This window comes from Stenotrophomonas sp. Iso1 (genome assembly GCF_027497995.1).
Classification (GTDB): domain Bacteria; phylum Pseudomonadota; class Gammaproteobacteria; order Xanthomonadales; family Xanthomonadaceae; genus Stenotrophomonas.
Map to the genome: position 1 here is coordinate 855,724 of NZ_JAODBT010000001.1, position 19,222 is coordinate 874,945.

14 protein-coding genes are annotated in these 19,222 nt (G+C 63.2%); 13 read left to right on the plus strand and 1 reads right to left on the minus strand.

The window, feature by feature from the left end; translation table 11 throughout:
• Positions 1–25 precede the first annotated feature (25 nt).
• From PAN08_RS03450 to lpxC, 11 genes are all read left to right on the plus strand, one after another.
• Positions 26–1,831 (plus strand): penicillin-binding protein 2, encoded by a 1,806-nt coding sequence (locus PAN08_RS03450; protein WP_269791153.1) that lies wholly within the window; start codon positions 26–28, stop codon positions 1,829–1,831.
• Positions 1,828–3,318 (plus strand): UDP-N-acetylmuramoyl-L-alanyl-D-glutamate--2,6-diaminopimelate ligase, encoded by a 1,491-nt coding sequence (locus PAN08_RS03455; RefSeq protein WP_269790149.1) that lies wholly within the window; start codon positions 1,828–1,830, stop codon positions 3,316–3,318. The genes PAN08_RS03450 and PAN08_RS03455 overlap by 4 nt, the downstream gene beginning before the upstream one ends.
• Complete coding sequence (gene murF / locus PAN08_RS03460; protein ID WP_269790150.1) at positions 3,315–4,709, plus strand: UDP-N-acetylmuramoyl-tripeptide--D-alanyl-D-alanine ligase; 1,395 nt, start codon at positions 3,315–3,317, stop codon at positions 4,707–4,709. Before PAN08_RS03455 ends, murF begins: the two co-directional genes overlap by 4 nt.
• Entirely contained in the window at positions 4,699–5,784 is a 1,086-nt protein-coding gene (gene mraY / locus PAN08_RS03465) for a phospho-N-acetylmuramoyl-pentapeptide-transferase (RefSeq protein WP_057633390.1), read from the plus strand. Before murF ends, mraY begins: the two co-directional genes overlap by 11 nt.
• Positions 5,784–7,085 carry a putative lipid II flippase FtsW gene (gene ftsW / locus PAN08_RS03470; protein ID WP_269790151.1) on the plus strand — a complete coding sequence of 434 codons (1,302 nt, stop codon included), beginning with the start codon at positions 5,784–5,786 and terminating at the stop codon, positions 7,083–7,085. Before mraY ends, ftsW begins: the two co-directional genes overlap by 1 nt.
• On the plus strand, positions 7,082–8,179 hold the full coding sequence (gene murG / locus PAN08_RS03475; protein ID WP_269790152.1) for an undecaprenyldiphospho-muramoylpentapeptide beta-N-acetylglucosaminyltransferase: 1,098 nt from the start codon (positions 7,082–7,084) through the stop codon (positions 8,177–8,179). Before ftsW ends, murG begins: the two co-directional genes overlap by 4 nt.
• Before the next feature lie 43 nt (positions 8,180–8,222).
• Entirely contained in the window at positions 8,223–9,659 is a 1,437-nt protein-coding gene (gene murC / locus PAN08_RS03480; RefSeq protein WP_269790153.1) for a UDP-N-acetylmuramate--L-alanine ligase, read from the plus strand.
• A gap of 91 nt (positions 9,660–9,750) precedes the next feature.
• On the plus strand, positions 9,751–10,479 hold the full coding sequence (locus PAN08_RS03485; protein ID WP_269790154.1) for a cell division protein FtsQ/DivIB: 729 nt from the start codon (positions 9,751–9,753) through the stop codon (positions 10,477–10,479).
• Complete coding sequence (ftsA, locus tag PAN08_RS03490; RefSeq protein ID WP_057633401.1) at positions 10,476–11,711, plus strand: cell division protein FtsA; 1,236 nt, start codon at positions 10,476–10,478, stop codon at positions 11,709–11,711. The genes PAN08_RS03485 and ftsA overlap by 4 nt, the downstream gene beginning before the upstream one ends.
• Positions 11,712–11,916: 205 nt before the next feature.
• Entirely contained in the window at positions 11,917–13,146 is a 1,230-nt protein-coding gene (ftsZ, locus tag PAN08_RS03495; protein WP_269790155.1) for a cell division protein FtsZ, read from the plus strand.
• A gap of 306 nt (positions 13,147–13,452) precedes the next feature.
• Positions 13,453–14,364 carry a UDP-3-O-acyl-N-acetylglucosamine deacetylase gene (gene lpxC, locus PAN08_RS03500; protein ID WP_269790156.1) on the plus strand — a complete coding sequence of 304 codons (912 nt, stop codon included), beginning with the start codon at positions 13,453–13,455 and terminating at the stop codon, positions 14,362–14,364.
• A 472-nt stretch (positions 14,365–14,836) separates the two neighbouring features.
• Here the strand turns inward: lpxC and PAN08_RS03505 are convergent, their stop codons facing one another.
• Positions 14,837–15,271, minus strand: coding sequence for a DciA family protein (locus PAN08_RS03505; RefSeq protein WP_269790157.1), 435 nt, complete (start codon positions 15,269–15,271; stop codon positions 14,837–14,839).
• A gap of 12 nt (positions 15,272–15,283) precedes the next feature.
• On the opposite strand from PAN08_RS03505, the gene PAN08_RS03510 reads away from it, so the two are divergent.
• Positions 15,284–16,234: a peptidoglycan DD-metalloendopeptidase family protein gene (locus tag PAN08_RS03510; RefSeq protein WP_269790158.1), complete on the plus strand. Its 951-nt coding sequence runs from the start codon at positions 15,284–15,286 to the stop codon at positions 16,232–16,234.
• 155 nt (positions 16,235–16,389) lie between these two features.
• Positions 16,390–19,116, plus strand: a complete 2,727-nt coding sequence (secA, locus tag PAN08_RS03515; protein WP_269790159.1) for a preprotein translocase subunit SecA — start codon at positions 16,390–16,392, stop codon at positions 19,114–19,116.
• The last annotated feature ends 106 nt before the right edge of the window (positions 19,117–19,222 follow it).

Below are 19,222 nucleotides of genomic sequence, written 5' to 3' on the forward strand. Positions count from 1 at the left end.
CCAGTTCGACCTGGGCAACCGCCTGATGATGGTCGGCATTGGTTTGGGTCTGTGTGCGGTGACGCTGGTCGGCCGGGCAGCGTATGTGCAGTTGATCGATAGCGATTTCTACCAGCGCCAGGGTGAAGCACGTTACCTGCGTGAAGTACCGATCCCGACCTCGCGCGGCATGATTACCGACCGCAACGGCGAGCCGGTGGCAGTGTCCACGCCGGTGGCATCGATCTGGGCCAATCCGCAGGAGCTGCTGCAGGCGCCGGACCGCATCCCAGAGCTTGCGCAGGTATTGGGGCTGCCGGTGGACGAGCTGACCACCAAGCTCACGCAGAAGGCCGACAAGGAGTTCATGTACCTGCGTCGCCGCATGAATCCGGATGTGGCCGAACAGATCGTGGAGCTGAAGATTCCGGGCGTGTTTTCGCAGCGCGAATTCCGTCGTTTCTACCCGCAGGGTGAGGCGATGGCGCACGTGTTGGGCTTCACCAACATCGACGACCGTGGTCAGGAAGGGCTGGAGCTGGCCTTCGACGAATGGCTGCGCGGCAAAGCTGGTGCCAAGAAAGTCATCCGCGACCGTAAGGGCGCGATTGTTGAAAACATCGATCAGGTGCGTCCTGCCGAGCCGGGCAAGGATTTGACCCTGAGCATTGATCGCCGCATCCAGTTTCTGGCCATGCGCGAGCTGCGCAATGCGGTCACTGCGAACAAGGCCGCCGGTGGTTCCATCGTGGTCATGGACGTGGCGACGGGTGAGGTGCTGGCCATGGCCAATCTGCCGACCTACAACCCGAACGCGGTCAGTGGCGCCACACCGGACACGCGCCGCAACCGCGCGGTGACCGATCTGGTCGAGCCGGGTTCGACGATGAAACCGCTGACCATCGCCACTGCACTGCAGAACCATGTGGTCACCCCGGACACGGTCATCGACACCAATCCGGGCTACATGTCGCTGGGCCGCTACACCATTCGCGACGTGCCGCGTAACAACGGCGTGCTCAACGTTACCGGCGTGATCACCCGCAGCTCGAATATCGGCGCGGCCAAGATTGTGGCGCGCATTCCGGACCAGACCTTCTATGACACCGTGCGTGCCTTCGGGTATGGCGTGGCGCCGGACAGCGGTTTTCCGGGTGAATCGTCGGGCGTCGTGCCGCGGCCGGGCAGCCCTACCTGGTACGGCACCACCAAAACTACGATGTCCTATGGCTACGGCCTGTCGGTGACGCCGCTGCAGATCGCGCAGGCGTACTCGGCCTTGGCCAACGGTGGCACCGTGATCCAGCCGACCTTCATCAAGGGCCAGCGCAACGAAGCGCGCCAGGTGTTGGACCCGGAAGTGGCCCAGGAAGTGGTGCGAATGATGGAAACCGTGGTCACCAATGGCGGCGCCAAGCAGGCGGCGATTCTGGGTTACCACGTTGCCGGCAAGACCGGCACCGCACGCAAGAACGGCCCCAACGGCTACGAACGCGGCCACTACAACCTGTTGTTTGCCGGCATCGTCCCGGCCACTGCACCGCGTTTTGCTGCAGTGGTGGTGGTCAACGATCCGCAGGGTTCGCTGCAGTACGGCGGTCTGGTTTCCGCCCCGGTTTTCCACCATGTGATGGAAGGCACCCTGCGCTTGATGGACGTGCCGCCGGATGACATCCAGTCATGGCTGGCCGCGCAGGCTGCCGGCAAAGTGGGGGGTAAGCCGGGCAGCAGTCGCGCACCACTGCCGATCCCGCAGGAAGCGGTCGATACCCCCGACGCGACGGCCGAATTCGATGCCGCGCTGCCTACTGCCAGTGCTCCGGTACCTGCCACCACGGAGGTGCGCCAGTGAGCCGCACGATGCTGCTGTCCAACCTGCTGCCTGAGTTGACTCTGGCGCACGATCCGCAGATCAGCGGCTTGGTGCTGGATTCGCGTTTTGTCCGTCCGGGCGATGCCTTTGTCGCGATTGCCGGTTTCGGTGCGCACGGGCTGGGCTTTGTCGAACAGGCCAAGGCAGCCGGTGCGGTGGCGGTGTTGTTTGATCCGCCTGCGCCGGCTGAACTGCCTGCTCCGGCGGATGCCATTGCGGTGCCCGGCCTGCGTTCGCGCATGGGCGTGATGGCGGACCAGTTCCACGGCCATCCGTCGCGTGCGATGACCATGGTCGGTGTCACCGGCACCAACGGTAAAACGTCGACGGTGCAGTTGCTGACGCAAGCCTGGCATTTGCTGGGAATCCATTGCGGCTCGATTGGCACGCTTGGCGTTGGCCTGTACGGCAATGTGGTGCCGACCGGCTTTACGACACCGCTGGTGCTGCAGATGCATCAGGTATTGGCGCAGCTGCGTGATGATGGCGCCAAGGCTGTGGCGATGGAAGTCAGCTCGCATGCGCTGGACCAAGGCCGCGTGGATGCCGTGCAATACGACGTTGCAGTGTTCACCAACCTCACCCGCGATCATCTGGATTACCACGGCAGCATGGAGGCCTACGGTGCCGCCAAGGCCAAGCTGTTCCAGCGCCCGGGCCTGAAGGCTGCGGCGATCAATCTGGATGATGCATTCGGCCGTGAACTGATCGCCACGCTGGCGGCAGACGTGCAGGCCATTGGCTTGAGTTCGACCGGCCAGAGTGGCGCCGGCATTCGTGCTGAGAATCTGCTGTTGGACGGGCAGGGCATCGGCTTCGATCTGCTCATCGGCGATGCGCGCCATCCGCTGCGTTCACCGCTGCTGGGCCGCTTCAATGTCGACAACCTGCTGGCCGTCGCCGGTGCGCTACATGGTCTGGGCCAATCGGCGGCGACCATTGCCCAGGTGCTGGGCCAGCTGCAGCCGATTGCCGGGCGCATGAATCGCCTTGGCGGCCATGGTGAGCCGACCGTGGTCATCGATTACGCACATACCCCCGACGCACTGGAGCAAGCACTGCGCAGCCTGCATGGCCACCTCAATGGTCGACTGCTGTGCGTGTTCGGTTGCGGTGGCGAACGCGACACCGGCAAACGTCCGCAGATGGCCGCCATTGCCGAAGAACTGGCCGATGTGGTGTTTGTCACTGACGACAACCCGCGCGGCGAAGAGGGCGATGTGATCATCGCCGACATCATGGCCGGCTTTGCCGATGCCTCCCGGGTCAACGTGCAGCGTGACCGTGCCCGCGCCATTGGCGCGGCCGTTGCGCAGGCAGGCCCTGGCGACATCGTGCTGGTTGCCGGCAAGGGCCATGAGCCCTATCAGGAGATTGCAGGTATCAAACATCCTTTCGATGACACCGACGTGGCATCGCGCGCGCTGCTGGCGCGCGCCGCCACCGGTCAGGAGGTGCGGCTGTGAAGCGCGCCCCGCTGTCGCTGATCGCCCACTGGGCCGGTGGCGAGATTCACGGTGACGACGTGGCGGTCGACGCTGTCAGCAATGACACGCGCACGCTCAGTGCCGGCAGTCTGTATGTGGCGCTGCGTGGCGAACGTTTCGACGGCCACATGTTTGCCGCCAATGCGGTAGCCCGTGGCGCCAGCGCATTGCTGGTGGACACGCTGCAGTCGCTGGATGTGCCGCAGATACTGGTTGCCAATACCGAAATCGCACTGGCAAAGATTGCAGCAGCGATGCAGCACGACCGTGCCACCCGCGTGTTTGCCATCACCGGCAGCAATGGCAAGACCAGCGTCAAGAGCCTGTTGTTGGCGATCCTGCAACATGCCGCGCAGGTGGAAGATCGTCAGGTCTATGCCACGCCGGGCAACCGCAATAATGAGGTCGGTCTGCCGCTGGCCGTGATCGATGCGCCGGAAGACGCCGACTATGCCGTATACGAAATGGGCGCCGGCAAACCCGGTGACATTGCGTACCTGACCGACATCGCGCACCCGCACTATGCGTTGGTCAACAACGTTGCCGCCGCGCACCTTGAGCGCATGGGCAGCCTGTTGGGTGTGGCCACCACCAAGGGCGCCATCTACGCAGCACTGCCGGAAGATGGTGTGGCGGTAATCAATGCCGACGATGCGTTCGCGCCGTTCTTCGAACAACATTTCATTGGGACGCCGGCACGTTGCAAGGTGCTGCGCTTTGGTTTGGAGCACAGCGCTGATGTGCGCGCTGGCAACCTCGTGCTGGGCGCCGAGGGCGCGCACTTCACCCTGATCACGCCGCACGGCCAGGCAGCGGTGGAAGTACATCTGACGGGCCGCCATAACGTGCTCAATGCATTGGCGGCGGCATCGATGGCGCTGGCTGCTGGTATCGCGCTTCCACTGATCGTGGAAGGCCTGGCGCAGGCGCGCCCGGTGGCAGGGCGTCAGGTCGCACACACGCTGATCAACGGTGCGGTGCTGATCGACGACAGCTACAACGCCAACCCTGGTTCCCTGGCCGCTGCGATAACCGCGTTGGCCACAGCCAAGGAAGAAGGCTGGCTGGTGCTGGGCGACATGCGCGAGCTGGGCGAGGGCGCGCAGGCGTTGCACGCACAGGCCGGACAGCGTGCGCGCGAAGCCGGGCTCACGCGTCTGTACACGCTGGGGCCGCTGAGCGAAGCGGCATCAACGGCGTTCGGTGAAGGTGGGCGTCACTTCGACTCCCATGCCGCACTGGCTGCCGCCCTGGAAACCGAACTTCATGCTGGTGTGCGTTGCCTGATCAAGGGCTCGCGCGGCAGTGCCATGGACAAGATCGTGACTGCGCTGTTGGGGCGTGGCGAGGACACTATGCATGTTGCTTGAACTGGCCCGTTGGTTGCAGCAGTTGGACGATCTGTTCCGGCTGTTCAACTACATCACTTTCCGCGGCATCCTCGCGGCGCTGACCGCGCTCGGCTTGTCGCTGTGGCTTGGGCCGGCAGCGATCCGTCGTCTGGCCCAGCTCAAGGGTGGCCAGCCGATCCGCAAGGACGGCCCGCAATCGCACTTCTCCAAGGCCGGCACACCGACCATGGGCGGCGGTTTGATCCTGACCACCGTGCTGATCTCGGTGCTGCTGTGGGCTGACCTGCGCAACCGTTACGTTTGGGTGGTGATGGCGGTGATGCTCTGCTTCGGTGCCATTGGCTGGTACGACGACTGGTTGAAGATCGCCAAGCGCGATCCGAACGGTTTGAAGTCGCGCTGGAAGTACCTGCTGCAGTCGATCTTTGGTCTGGCCGCGGGTTTGTTCCTCTTCTACACGGCCGACGTGCCGGCAGCGTTGACGCTGTACATCCCGATGTTCAAGTCGATTGCGTTGCCGTTGGCAGGCATCAGTTTCGTAGCTATCGCTTACTTCTGGATCGTCGGCTTCTCCAATGCGGTGAACCTGACCGACGGCCTGGACGGCCTGGCAATCATGCCGACCGTATTGGTGGCCTGCGCGCTGGGCGTGTTCGCCTACGCCTCGGGCAACGCGGTGTTCTCCAGCTACCTGCAGATTCCTCAGATTCCTGGTGCCGGCGAACTGGTCATCATCTGCGCGGCTATCGCTGGCGCGGGCTTGGGCTTCCTGTGGTTCAACACTTACCCGGCCATGGTGTTCATGGGCGATGTCGGCGCGCTGGCGTTGGGCGCCGTGCTCGGCACCATCGCCGTGATCGTGCGCCAGGAACTGGTGCTGGTGATCATGGGCGGTGTATTCGTGATCGAAACCCTGTCGGTAATGATCCAGGTGGCTTCGTTCAAGCTCACGGGAAAGCGTGTGTTCCGCATGGCACCCATTCACCACCATTTTGAGCTGAAGGGCTGGCCGGAGCCGCGCGTGATCGTGCGCTTCTGGATCATCTCGGTGGTGCTCGTGTTGATCGGCCTGGCAACCTTGAAGGTGCGCTGATGGACGACTACTCGCGTCAGGCAACTCGACTTGAAGCCATCGGCGGCAGCTACGACAAGTGGCTGCTGGGCGCCGCCGTGACCTTGGCTTCGATCGGGGTCGTGATGGTGGCTTCCAGCTCCATCGCGCTGACGCAGAGTCCGTTCTACTACCTCACCCGCCACCTGGTGTTCATCGGCATCGGTGTGATGCTGGCGCTGGTGACGATGCGGGTGGAGTTGAAGGAAATCGAGAAGTACAACCAGCTGCTGCTGTTGGGCTGCTTTGCGCTGCTGATCGTGGTGTTCATCCCTGGGCTGGGCAGCAGCGTCAATGGCGCCCGCCGCTGGGTGAACCTGGGTGTGTCCAAGTTCCAGACCGTGGAAGCGGTGAAGGTGCTCTACATCGTCTGGTTGTCCAGTTACCTGGTGCGCTTCCGCGACGAGGTCAATGCCACCTGGCAGGCAATGTTGAAGCCGGTTGGCGTGGTCGGCCTGCTGGTCGGCCTGCTGCTGATGCAGCCTGACTTTGGTTCGTCGATGCTGCTGCTGGGCATCACCATCTGCATGCTGGTGCTGGGCGGCGCCCAGATCACCCGCATCATCCTGCCGGTGTTGTTGCTGCTGCCGGGGCTGGTGCTGCTGGTGATCTTCGAGCCGTACCGCATGCGCCGCGTCACCTCGTTCATGGATCCGTGGCAGGACCAGCTTGGTTCCGGCTATCAGCTGTCCAATGCACTGATGGCCATCGGCCGTGGTGAGTGGACCGGCGTCGGCCTGGGCGCGTCAATCCAGAAGCTGAACTATCTGCCCGAATCGCATACCGACTTCATCTTCTCGGTGATTGCCGAGGAGCTGGGCTTCATCGGCGTGTGCGGCATCATCAGCCTGTACGTGTTGCTGGTTGGTCGTGCGTTCTGGTTGGGCATGCGTTGCATTGAAATGCGCCGCCACTTTGCGGGCTACATCGCTTTCGGCATTGCCCTGTGGATCAGCCTGCAGACCTTCGTGTCGATTGGCGTGAACCTGGGCATTCTTCCGACCAAGGGTCTGACCCTGCCGCTGATTTCTTCCGGTGGGTCCAGCGTGATGATGACCTGCGTGGCGATGGGGTTGCTGCTGCGGGTGTCCTACGAATACAACCGTGCCGTGCGTCGTCAGGAAGTCCGTGACGACATCGAGCCGGTGGTCGAAGACGCCGAGCAGGCACCGGCGGCCACGCCAACCGCAACTGCCGTGGCTTCGGCCATGCAGGGCAACGCCGCGCGTGGTACCAGCCGCATGCAGCAGCGGGTTGAACCGACCTTCGGGAGGATTGCATGAGCAATCTGACCAAGAACGCTGCGCCGCGCCCGGTGATGATCATGGCCGGCGGTACCGGTGGCCATATCTTCCCGGGTCTGGCAGTGGCCAAGGTGTTGCGTGAGCGCGGTGTACCGGTGGTGTGGCTGGGCGCCGACGGCGCCATGGAAACCCGTTTGGTACCGCAGCATGGAATTCAGATCGACACGCTGGCCATTTCCGGCCTGCGTGGCAAGGGCAAGCTGGCGTTGCTGGGCGCACCGGTGCGTGTGCTGCGCGCCATTCGTGACGCTGGCTACGTGCTGCGTGATCGCAATCCGCGCGCGGTGGTGGCTTTCGGTGGCTTTGCCTCCGGGCCGGGTGGAATGGCGGCGCGACTGCATGGTTTGCCGTTGCTGGTGCACGAACAGAACCGTGCGCCGGGCTTGACCAATCGCATCCTGTCGCGCTTCGCACGTCGCCTGCTGACCGGCTTCCCAGGCAGTTTTTCCGGTAACAAGGAAGAAGTGGTGGGCAATCCGGTGCGTGCCGAGATTGCCGCCTTGCCGACGCCGGAACAACGTCTCGTCGGCCGCGCTGGCCCCATGCGCCTGCTGGTGCTGGGTGGTAGCCAGGGCGCGCGTGCATTGAACAATGCCGTGCCCAAGGCGCTGGCCGCACTGGGCGACAGTGTTTCCATCGACGTCTGGCACCAGTGCGGTGAGAAGCTGCACGAAGAAGCCTTGCAGGCTTATCGCGATGCCGGTGTATCCGGTCGTGTTGATGCCTTCATTGGTGACATGGCCGCTGCCTATGACTGGGCAGACGTGGTGGTATGCCGCGCAGGCGCATCCACGCTGGCTGAGTTGTGCGCAGTGGGCATTGGCAGCGTGCTGGTGCCGTTTGCCGCTGCGGTCGATGACCACCAGACCCGCAATGCCGAATATCTGGTCGAGCGCGGTGCCGCTGAACTGCTCAAGCAGGACGACGCACTGGCAGCCAATCTGGAAGGCGTGCTGCGCACGCTCGTCAACAATCCCGCTGGTCGCATGCAGATGGCGCATGCCGCGCGTGCACTGGCCAAGGTCGATGCGGCCGAACGCATCGCAGACATCATTCTTGAGGAAGCAGCATGAATACGGCATCGCGCACTCGCGCCCGCCACATGGGAGGCGCGCAATGACCCGCCGCCTCCACGACACCACCGACCTGGTTCGCGCCTTCCCGCGCGTGCATTTTGTTGGCATCGGCGGCACCGGCATGAGCGGCATCGCCGAAGTGATGCTGACGCTGGGCTACGAAGTGTCCGGCTCGGACAACTCCGATAACGCGGCCACGCGTCGTCTGTCGCGTCTGGGTGCGCGAGTGATGCGCGGCCACTCTGCGGCCAATGTGCTGGGCACTGATTGTGTGGTGGTCTCCAGTGCCATCCGCGATGACAACCCTGAGCTGATGGAAGCGCGCAGCCAGCGCATTCCGATCATGCCGCGTGCGGCGATGCTGGCCGAGTTGATGCGCTTCCGTCGCGGCATTGCCGTCGCCGGCACGCACGGCAAGACCACCACTACCTCGCTGACCGCAGCGGTGCTGAGCGAAGGTGGGCTGGACCCGACCTTCGTCATCGGCGGCCAGCTGTTGGCGGCCGGTGCCAACGCCAAACTCGGCGGTGGCCAGTGGCTGGTGGCCGAGGCCGATGAGAGCGATGGCAGCTTCCTGCGCCTGAATCCTTTGGTGGCAGTGATCACCAACATCGACTCTGACCATCTCGAGAACTACGGCAACGACTTCGCCCGCGTGCAGGAAGCCTTTGCTGAATTCCTGCAGCGCCTGCCGTTCTATGGCCTGGCCGTGTTGTGCATCGATGACCCGGAAGTGGCTGCACTTGCCGCCAAGACGCCGCGTCATGTGATGAGTTACGGCATGAGCAGCAATGCCGACGTGCGCGCCGAAGACGTAGTGCAGGACGGTCCGCGCATGCGTTTCACCCTGCGTTTGCCGGAAGGCAGCAGCGTGCCGGTGACGTTGGCATTGCCGGGCAAGCACAACGTGCTCAATGCGCTGGCTGCGGCCGCAGTTGCCTGGCAGCTGGGCGTAGCCCCGGAAGCCATCGCGTCGGCGCTGGAGAAGTTTGAAGGCGTTGGTCGCCGCTTCAACGATCTGGGCGTGGTCACCACGCACAAGGGCGCCAAGGTCCGCGTTATCGACGACTACGGTCATCATCCGCGCGAACTGGAAGCCGTGTTCGCAGCTGCGCGTGGCGGTTGGCCGTCGCAGCGTCTGGTGGTGGCTTTCCAGCCGCACCGCTACAGCCGTACGCGCGATCAGTTTGATGCGTTCGCAGCAGTGTTGTCGGAAGTCGACGCATTGGTGCTGAGCGAGGTCTACCCGGCCGGCGAAGCGCCGATTCCGGGTGCCGATTCCAAGTCGCTGGCGCGTGCCATTCGTGCGCGCGGTCGCAGTGAGCCGGTGGTGGTGGGCAATGCCGCCGACCTGGTGTCGGTGCTGCCCGACGTGCTGCAGGACGGTGATCTGCTGCTGATGATGGGCGCGGGCGACATCGGTCACGTGGCTCAGATCGTGGCAACCGAAGGCTTCAAGGAGTCCGTGGGCGAATGAACCATCACGCATTCCCGTCGTTGCATGCCGGCACCACCGCTCTGCGGTTGGTGCGTCGTGCGTGCGCGTGGAATGCAGGGGAGGGCGCGCGATGAACGCCATGCTGCGCATCCTCGCCTGGTTGTTGGCTATCGCGTTGGTGGCGCTGCCGGTCGTGGCCGTGCTTAACGGTTGGGTGGGCGCCGAACGTTGGCCGCTGGCCAAGCTGCGTGTGCACGGTGAGTTCGAGCGCGTGCCGGCGGAAGATCTGCAGAAGGCATTGCTGCCGTACGCGCAGGCGGGCTACTTCGCGGTGAAGCTGCAGGACGCGCAGCACGCAGTGGAAAAACTGCCCTGGGTGGAAAGCGCACGCGTGCGCAAGCAATGGCCGGACGTGCTGGAAGTTTCCATCGTCGAGCACAAGCCGTTCGCACGCTGGGGCAAGGATCGACTGCTGTCCGAGCAGGGCCGTTTGTTTGCTGTGCCGCATGGCCTTGAAAACGCGCCGCTGCCGCAGCTGGACGGCCCGGATGCCAAGACTGCGGAAGTGGTCGAGCTGTACAACGATTCCCGTGCACTATTCGCGCCCGCTGGCGTGGACGTGCGCCAGGTTGCCATGGACGCGCGCGGCAGCTGGTCGCTGGCGTTGAACAACGGCACCGAGATCATCGTCGGCCGCAATGACGCGCGTTCGCGCCTGTCGCGTTTTGTACGGGTGCTTCCTCAGCTCCTCCGCACGCAGGTGCCGATCGAGCACGCCGACCTCCGCTATACCAACGGTTTCACGCTGAGCTGGGGAACCCCACCGCCGGCAACAAAGCAGACGCAGGACAGAACATGAATCGCAAGGGTGATAAATCGCTGATCGTCGGACTCGATATCGGTACTTCCAAGGTGGTGGCACTGGTGGGTGAGTATTCGCCCGGCAGCCCCATCGAGGTCATCGGTATCGGTTCGCATGAATCGCGCGGTCTCAAGCGCGGTGTGGTGGTGGACATCGAATCGACGGTGCAGTCCATCCAGCGCGCCATCGAAGAGGCCGAGTTGATGGCCGGTTGCGAGATCCGTTCGGTCTACGCTTCCATCTCCGGCAACCACGTGCAATGCCGCAACTCGCAGGGCATCACTCCGATTCGCGAAGGTGAAGTCAGCTGGGGTGATCTGGACCGCGTGCTCGAAGCTGCCAAGGCCGTGGCTATTCCCGCCGACCAGAAGATCCTGCATGCGATTCCGCGCGAGTACGTGCTGGACGATTCGCAGGAAGGTATCCGCAATCCGGTCGGCATGACCGGTGTGCGTCTGGAAGTGCACGCGCACTTGGTGGTGTGCGCGCAGTCGGCTGCGGCCAATATCAGCAAGTGCGTTCAGCGCTGCGGCCTGCAGGTGGACGATCTGGTGCTGTCTTCACTGGCCTCCAGCGTGGCCGTGCTGACCGCCGACGAGCGTGAGCTGGGTGTGGTGATGGTGGATATCGGAGCTGGCACCACCGATATCGCAGTGTTCGTGCAGGGCGCGATCTGTCACACCGCCTCGTTGCCGATTGCCGGCGACCACGTCACCAATGACATCGCGCACATGCTGCGCACGCCAACCCCGGAAGCCGAGCAGATCAAGGTGCGTTACGCCTGTGCATTGGCGCAGTTGGCTACGGCCGAGGAAAGCATCCAGGTGCCGTCGGTCGGCGACCGCCCGCCGCGTCGCATGCCACGCCATTCGCTGGCGCAGGCCGTGCAGGGCCGCTACGAAGAAATCTTTGAAATGGTGCAGGCCGAACTGCGTCGCTCCGGTTTCGAGGAAATGGTGCGTGCCGGCATGGTGCTCACCGGTGGCGCGTCGAAGATGGAAGGCGTGGTTGAACTGGCCGAAGAAATGCTGCAGATGCCGGTGCGCGTGGGCATTCCGCAGCACGTCACCGGGCTGGGTGAAGTGGTTGGCAACCCGGTGCACGCCACCGGCGTGGGCCTGCTGCTGATGGGCAGCCAGATCGAACATCCCCGTCGTCCGTCGCTGCCCACCGGGCGCGCCGGCAGCATGTTCAACAAGTTGAAAAACTGGTTCCGCGGCGAGTTCTGAGCGCGGTGCCGGGTAGTAGGCAGTGAAGCAGGCAGTAAGGCAAGGCGAAGTGCAGTAACGCAGTCATTGATACAGGCAACAACCACCGCGACGGGGCAACCCCAAGTGGTAAACCAACAACAACTCGCCGGTGCGGGCGGGCGCAGAAGGAGAAGGATTCTTCCCGGATGCTCGACCCAATCACGGCAATAGAGAGGACATGGACATGGCGCATTTCGAACTGATTGAAAAGATGGCACCGAACGCGGTGATCAAGGTGGTGGGTGTTGGCGGTGGCGGCGGCAATGCCGTGGCACACATGGTCAACAGCGCCGTCGATGGCGTGGAATTCATCACGGCCAATACCGATTCGCAGGCCATCAAGAACTGCGGCGCCAAGCTGCAGCTGCAGCTGGGTACCAACGTAACCAAGGGTCTTGGCGCTGGCGCCAACCCGGAAGTCGGCCGTCAGGCCGCACTGGAAGACCGCGAACGCATCATGGACGCGCTGCAGGGTGCGGACATGGTGTTCATCACTGCCGGCATGGGCGGTGGCACCGGTACCGGCGCTGCGCCGGTAGTGGCACAACTGGCCAAGGAAATGGGCATCCTGACCGTGGCCGTGGTCACCAAGCCGTTCCCGTTTGAAGGCCGTCGCCGCATGCAGGTTGCGCTGAAGGGTATCGAGGAGCTGAGCCAGCACGTCGATTCGCTGATCACCATCCCGAACGAAAAGCTGATCACCGTGCTCGGCCGCAATGCCACCATGGTGCAGGCGTTCCGTGCCGCCAACGACGTGCTGCAGGGCGCCGTGCAGGGCATCGCCGATCTGATCGTGCGCCCGGGCCTGATCAACGTCGATTTCGCCGACGTGCGCACCGTGATGTCGGAAATGGGCCTGGCCATGATGGGTACCGGCACCGCACGTGGCGATGACCGCGCTCAGGCTGCTGCCGAAGCCGCCATCCAGAACCCGCTGCTGGACGATGTGAACCTGGCCGGTGCCAACGGCATCCTGGTCAACATCACTGCCGGACCGGACTTCACCATGAGCGAGTTCGATGAAATCGGCCGCACCATTGAAGGCTTCTCCTCGGAAGACGCCACGGTCGTGGTCGGCACCGTGCTGGACCCGGACATGCAGGACGAAGTGCGCGTGACCGTCGTGGCCACCGGCCTGAACCGTGCAACCGCCAAGAATGCACAGCGTCCTGGCGAGCGTGCACCGATCAAGCTGGTGCGCAACGCCACCACCGGTCAGCCGGAGTTCGGCGAGTACGAAAGCCCGGCCGATGCCGTGGCCAAGGCCGTGGGCAACTCCTTGGGCATGGGCCTGCGTCGTCCGAGCGCCGATACCGCGGCAGCGTCTTCCGCTTCGGTGTCTTCGCCGGCCGCAGCGGAGCTGCCGAACGACTACCTGGATATTCCGGCGTTCCTGCGCCGCCAGGCAGACTGATCGGAGGCTGATCTGGCGCCACTGAGTGGACCGGGTCGGGTCACGCGCCTGTCGGCAATGGCAGCGCGGGTCGGGCCGGTTCGCCCCGGTGGGGCGGAGTAGCCGTCGCAGTACTACACGTCAGGGCTGTCCACCCTGGCGGGCAATACCATGTCCTTTGTCGCCGGGCCAGGATCGGCCCGGTGGCATTTTCGGTCCCTCCCCACACGCGCTGCCGTTGTCAGGCGTTTCTGGGGTGGTTGTGAACGCGTGTTATTCTTGTTTGTCCCCCAGCCGCGCATGCGCGGCTTATCCGGTTCCGCATCCATGATCCAGCAACGCACACTCAAGAATACGATCCGCGCCACCGGCGTCGGCCTGCACAGTGGTGACAAGGTCTATATGACGTTGCGCCCTGCGCCGGTGAACCATGGCGTCGTGTTCCGTCGCGTCGATCTGGACCCCGTGGTGGTGGTGCCGGCTCGCGCCGACCTGGTCACCGAAGTCACCCTGTGCACCGGGCTCACCAGCGAAGGCGCCAAGATCCAGACCGTCGAACACCTCATGTCCGCTCTGGCCGGTCTTGGTGTGGACAACGTAATCGTGGAATTGTCTTCGGCCGAGCTGCCGATCATGGACGGCTCCTCCGGTCCGTTCGTGTTCCTGCTGCAATCGGCAGGCGTTGTCGAACAAGACGCGCCCAAGCGTTTCCTGCGCATCCTCAAGACGGTTGAAGTGCGTGATGGCGACAAGGTCGCCCGCTTCGATCCCTACGAGGGTTACAAGCTGGGCTTCACCATCCAGTTTGACCACCCAATGATTCCGGCCAAGCAGTCGCGCGCGGAGATCGAGTTCTCCACCGCTGCTTACGTCAAGGAAATCTCCCGCGCCCGCACGTTTGGCTTCATGCGCGACTTGGAGTACATGCGTGAGCGCAATCTTGGTCTGGGCGGTTCGATGGACAACGCCATCGTGCTGGACGAGTTCCGCGTATTGAACGAAGACGGACTGCGTTACGTCGACGAGTTCGTGCGCCACAAAATCCTCGACGCCATCGGCGACCTCTACCTGGCCGGCGGGCAGGTGCTGGGTTCCTACGATGGCTTCAAATCCGGCCACGCGCTCAACAACAAGCTGGTGCGCGCTTTGTTGGCCGATGAAACCGCCTGGGAATGGGCCAGCTACGACTCACCGGTCGCTGCCGATCCGGTGGTCTACGGGCTGCCTGCCTACGCCTGAGGCGAGGCCATCAAACTGCTGAAACGGCCGGTTCAACCGGCCGTTCTGCTGTCTGGCTGCCGGGCACGTTGAGTGGCAATGTCAGCTAAACAGGCAGAGCGAGCGTCGACCCACACCTGGGGTGGAGCGCAGCCATGCTCGGCCTGAAAACTGCCGTGCAGGCGTGGCTCGGCACGATGGGCCGAGTTGTTGAAAAGCCGCTTGGCTGGTTGCCGAGGCTCCTTCCCGAACTTCTCATCTGGGCCGGGCGGACGGCAGGCGACTTTTGCGCAGGAACGCTGGCAAATTCCTAGGACAGAAAGTAGCCATGTCATGGATTTGTGAACCCAGTAAGGGTTCGAGCCTGAATTTAGCGAAAAATTAACAAAAGACTAACTCCCGGGGGCCGATCCACCGCTAGGATTCCTCCGGCTTCCTGCTTCGACCCTCTGGGTGAGCGGCGGGAGCCGGGGGCCGGTAGGGCTCCCGGATTTCAGGATCGCGAGGATTTCACATCCTGGAGGGCAGCAAGGGCGTCACGCAGACCTTTATGCGTGGCTTCCGATACTGCGTTACTGCGCTGGTCATTACGCACTGGGGAGTGCGGGGGCGCAGTGGCAGTCTTGACGGTCACTCGCGTGGCCTTCAGCCCGATGGATCGGGCCGCGTCGATCAGCTGGTCCTCGGCAAGCCGTACCTTGGCATGCCACACCGGCGATTCGACGAGAAAAATGAGGTGTTCGCCGTCCACATTGGCCAACCGGCAACGGTTTGCCAGCGCCGGCGGCAAATGGGGGCGCAATTGCCGGTCCAACGCATCGAGCCACAGAGCTCGTCGCAACGGGTTTCCAGCTTTGTCCGCCATCGCCGCTTCCAGCGCCTGTTTGGGCGCGGAACGGGAACGAACGCTGGATTTCGGCTCAGACATAAGAATTCTTCAATGACATTTAAAAAGATCGTAATCAAAACGCGTGAACGGCAGGCCAAGACGTCGCTCGCACGTATGCAGATATATTTCGAGGATCGCCCCAAGGCGTTGCTGGGCAGCGTACTCGGGTTGGGTTGCCTGATGGGTCTGGCGTTGAGCCTGACACTCGGCATGGTGGGGGATTCGGCCCTGCAGACCAAGGTCGACCGGCAGGAGCAGGAACTGGTCAAGGTGCGCGCCGACGCGCAGACGCAGGTCAATGCACTTGCGGCCCGCTTGGGCGAGCTACAGGCCCAGGCCACGCGCCTCAACGCGCTGGGCGAGCGCTTGACCCAGATGGGCAAGCTGCAGGACGGCGAGTTCGACTTCAATGAAACGCCCGGTATGGGTGAAGGTGATCCGGGCCCGACCCAGGACATCCCGGCCAACGCCGTTGTCACCGACTTACAGGTGCTGGAGCAGCGTTTCGCTGCTTCAGGCAAACAGTTATCGGTACTGGAATCGCTGCTGTTCGACCACCAGCTCGAGCAGAACGCGGTGCCGTCGCGCATGCCGATCAGCAATACCTACATCACCTCCAGCTTCGGTACCCGCGCTGACCCGTTTGGTCGTGGTGCTGGCAACCACAAGGGCATGGACTTCCACGCGCGCGTTGGTGACCCGGTGATGGCCGTGGCCGACGGTGTGGTCAGCTATTCCGGGGTCAAGGGCGGCTACGGCAATGTGGTCGAGATCGACCATGGCAATGGCTACAAGACCCTGTACGCGCACAACTCGCGCCTCACCGTGCGTGAGGGCAGCTTGGTCCGTGTCGGGCAGGAAGTGGCCAAGGCCGGTTCCACGGGCCGTTCCACCGGTGCCCACGTGCATTTCGAGGTCTGGCAGAACGGCCAGGTGATGAACCCACGCAAGTTCCTGGGCGAAGGTGGCAATACGCCTGTGGGGCGTCTCAGCCGCGGCTGACAAAAGCGGGGGTGGGAGCTTGAATCGCCAAGCCCCCGCCCCAAGCTACAATAGGCGTTGCCATCGACAGGGCGCATTGCGCCCTGTTTCGTTTGTGAGGGCGGTCCCAGGGGGCCTGCCTGTCATACGGCATTTCATTCAAACCGGTTCCTTCAATGATCAACAGCCTGCTTACCCGCGTTTTTGGCAGTCGTAATGAACGCCAGTTGCGTCAGCTCAACCGTATCGTCGCCAAGATCAATGCCTTGGAGCCGGAGATCCAGAAGCTCTCCGATGACCAGTTGAAGGCCAAGACGCCCGAGTTCCGGGAGCGCATCGCCGCTGGCGAGGCACTGGACAAGGTCTTGCCGGAGGCCTTCGCGGTCTGCCGTGAAGCGTCCCAGCGCGTACTGGGCATGCGCCATTACGACGTGCAGCTGATCGGCGGCATGGTGTTGCACCTGGGCAAGATTGCTGAAATGCGCACCGGTGAAGGCAAGACGCTGGTGGCAACGCTGCCGGTCTACCTCAATGCGTTGGAAGGCAAGGGCGTCCACGTGGTCACGGTCAATGACTACCTGGCTCGACGCGACGCCGCGCAGATGGGCAAGCTGTACAACTGGCTGGGCCTGAGCGTGGGCGTGGTCTACCCCGGCATGCCGCACGGTGACAAGCGCGAGGCCTATGGCAGCGACATCACCTACGGCACCAACAACGAATTCGGTTTCGATTACCTGCGCGACAACATGGCGCTGACCAAAGCCGACCGTTACCAGCGTGGTCTGCATTACGCCATCGTCGATGAAGTCGACTCGATCCTGATCGATGAAGCGCGTACCCCGCTGATCATTTCCGGCCCGGCCGATGATTCCCCGGAGCTGTACATCCGCGTCAACCGCATCGTTCCGCACCTGATCAAGCAGGAGCTGGAAGACGGCGAGGGCGATTTCTGGGTAGATGAAAAGGGCAAGCAGGTGCACCTGTCCGAAGCGGGCATGGAGCACGCCGAAGAGCTGTTGCGCGAAGCCGGCATCATCGGCCAAGACAACGACAACGGCCTGTACGCCGCGCAGAACCTGACCGTCGTCCACCATCTGAACGCAGCACTGCGCGCGCACGCCATTTATCAGCGTGACGTGGACTACATCGTGCGCGATGGCGAAGTGGTGATCGTCGATGAATTCACCGGCCGTACGCTGGCCGGCCGTCGCTGGTCCGATGGCCTGCACCAGGCGGTGGAAGCGAAGGAAGGCGTGCCGGTACAGCGTGAGAACCAGACGCTGGCCAGCATCACGTTCCAGAACCTGTTCCGCATGTACAAGAAGCTGTCCGGCATGACCGGTACGGCCGATACGGAAGCCTTCGAGTTCCAGAGCATCTACGGCCTGGAAGTGGTGGTGATTCCGACCAACAAGCCGACCGTGCGCAAGGACTACCCGGACCAGGTGTTCCTCAACCGTCAGGGCAAGTTCAACGCGGTGCTGGCTGATATCGAGGAATGTGCCAAGCGCGGTCAGCCGGTGCTGGTGGGTACCACCTCGATTGAAACCTCGGAAATGCTGTCCGAGCACCTGCGCAAGGCCGGCGTGCAGCACGAAGTGCTCAACGCCAAGCAGCATGATCGCGAAGCGACCATCGTCGCCAACGCCGGTCGTCCGGGCTCGGTGACTATCGCCACCAACATGGCTGGCCGCGGTACCGACATCGTGCTCGGCGGCTCGCTGGAAACCGAGCTGCACGAGCTGGGCGAAGACATCAGCGACGAGCAGAAGGCTGCGGTGAAGGCTGCCTGGCAGGAACGCCATGAAGCAGTGAAGGCGGCTGGCGGCCTGCATATCGTGGGTACCGAGCGCCATGAATCGCGCCGTATCGACAACCAGCTGCGTGGCCGTTCCGGCCGTCAGGGTGACCCGGGTTCGTCCCGCTTCTACCTGTCGCTGGAAGACAACCTGATGCGCATCTTTGCCTCTGACTGGGTGCAGAAGGCGATGCGCATGATGGGTATGAAGGAAGACGACGTCATCGAAGACCGCATGGTCAGCCGTCAGATCGAGAAGGCGCAGCGTAAGGTTGAGGCGCACAACTTCGACATCCGTAAAAACCTGCTGGACTTCGACGACGTCAACAACGACCAGCGCAAGGTGATTTATTCCCAGCGCGATGAGCTGCTGGACGCCGACTCGGTGAAGGAAAACATCGACGGTATCCGTGGCGATGTGATCTACGATCTGGTTGCCCGTTTCGTGCCGCCGAACTCGGTGGACGAGCAGTGGGACCTGCCGGGCCTGCAGGCCACGTTGGACACCGAGCTGGGTGTGCAGATGGACGTGGTGGGCCTGGTCCACCAGCACGAAGAACTGGACGCCGATGCCATCGCGCAGAAGGTGGTTGACCGGATGGAAGAGCACTTCGCACAGAAGGAAGCTTCCGTCGGTGGTGACACCATGCGCGCGCTGGAGAAGCACGTGATGCTGACGGTGCTCGACCAGAGCTGGAAGGAGCATCTGGCGCGCATGGATTACCTGCGCCAGGGCATCTACCTGCGTGGTTACGCGCAGAAGCAGCCGAAGCAGGAGTACAAGAAGGAAGCCTTCGAGCTGTTCTCGCAGATGCTGGAAGACGTCAAGAGCGAAGTGATCAACCTGCTGTCGCGCGTGCGCGTGCGCAGCGAGGAAGAAGTCGCCGCGATGGAAGCCATGGAACGCCAGCAGGCCGAAGCACGGCTGCAGATGTCGCAGTTCCAGCACCAGGACAACGGCAGCTACAGCGCAGACGAAGAGGCCGCGCAGGTGGAGGCCGGTGTCGCACAGGTCACCCGCGAAGAGCCCAAGGTCGGCCGCAACGATCCGTGCCCTTGCGGTAGCGGCAAGAAGTTCAAACACTGCCATGGGCAGCTGAGCTGATTGATGAAAAGCCCCGCGAAAGCGGGGTTTTTCGTATGCAAGCCTGTCTGGCTTAGGGGCGCTATAGCGCGCAGTCGTGCGCCGTTGGCGCCATGCCGCGAGATCC

What these genes read in the sequence shown, in the direction of transcription:
- mraY (WP_057633390.1), top strand. Translation starts at nt 4,699, where the DNA reads ATGTTGCTTGAACTGGCCCGTTGGTTGCAGCAGTTGGACGATCTGTTC.
- ftsA (WP_057633401.1), top strand. Translation starts at nt 10,476, where the DNA reads ATGAATCGCAAGGGTGATAAATCGCTGATCGTCGGACTCGATATCGGT.
- ftsZ (WP_269790155.1), top strand. Translation starts at nt 11,917, where the DNA reads ATGGCGCATTTCGAACTGATTGAAAAGATGGCACCGAACGCGGTGATC.
- murC (WP_269790153.1), top strand. Translation starts at nt 8,223, where the DNA reads ATGACCCGCCGCCTCCACGACACCACCGACCTGGTTCGCGCCTTCCCG.
- PAN08_RS03510 (WP_269790158.1), top strand. Translation starts at nt 15,284, where the DNA reads ATGACATTTAAAAAGATCGTAATCAAAACGCGTGAACGGCAGGCCAAG.
- secA (WP_269790159.1), top strand. Translation starts at nt 16,390, where the DNA reads ATGATCAACAGCCTGCTTACCCGCGTTTTTGGCAGTCGTAATGAACGC.
- ftsW (WP_269790151.1), top strand. Translation starts at nt 5,784, where the DNA reads ATGGACGACTACTCGCGTCAGGCAACTCGACTTGAAGCCATCGGCGGC.
- murG (WP_269790152.1), top strand. Translation starts at nt 7,082, where the DNA reads ATGAGCAATCTGACCAAGAACGCTGCGCCGCGCCCGGTGATGATCATG.
- PAN08_RS03485 (WP_269790154.1), top strand. Translation starts at nt 9,751, where the DNA reads ATGAACGCCATGCTGCGCATCCTCGCCTGGTTGTTGGCTATCGCGTTG.
- lpxC (WP_269790156.1), top strand. Translation starts at nt 13,453, where the DNA reads ATGATCCAGCAACGCACACTCAAGAATACGATCCGCGCCACCGGCGTC.
- PAN08_RS03450 (WP_269791153.1), top strand. Translation starts at nt 26, where the DNA reads ATGATGGTCGGCATTGGTTTGGGTCTGTGTGCGGTGACGCTGGTCGGC.
- PAN08_RS03505 (WP_269790157.1), bottom strand. Translation starts at nt 15,271, where the DNA reads ATGTCTGAGCCGAAATCCAGCGTTCGTTCCCGTTCCGCGCCCAAACAG.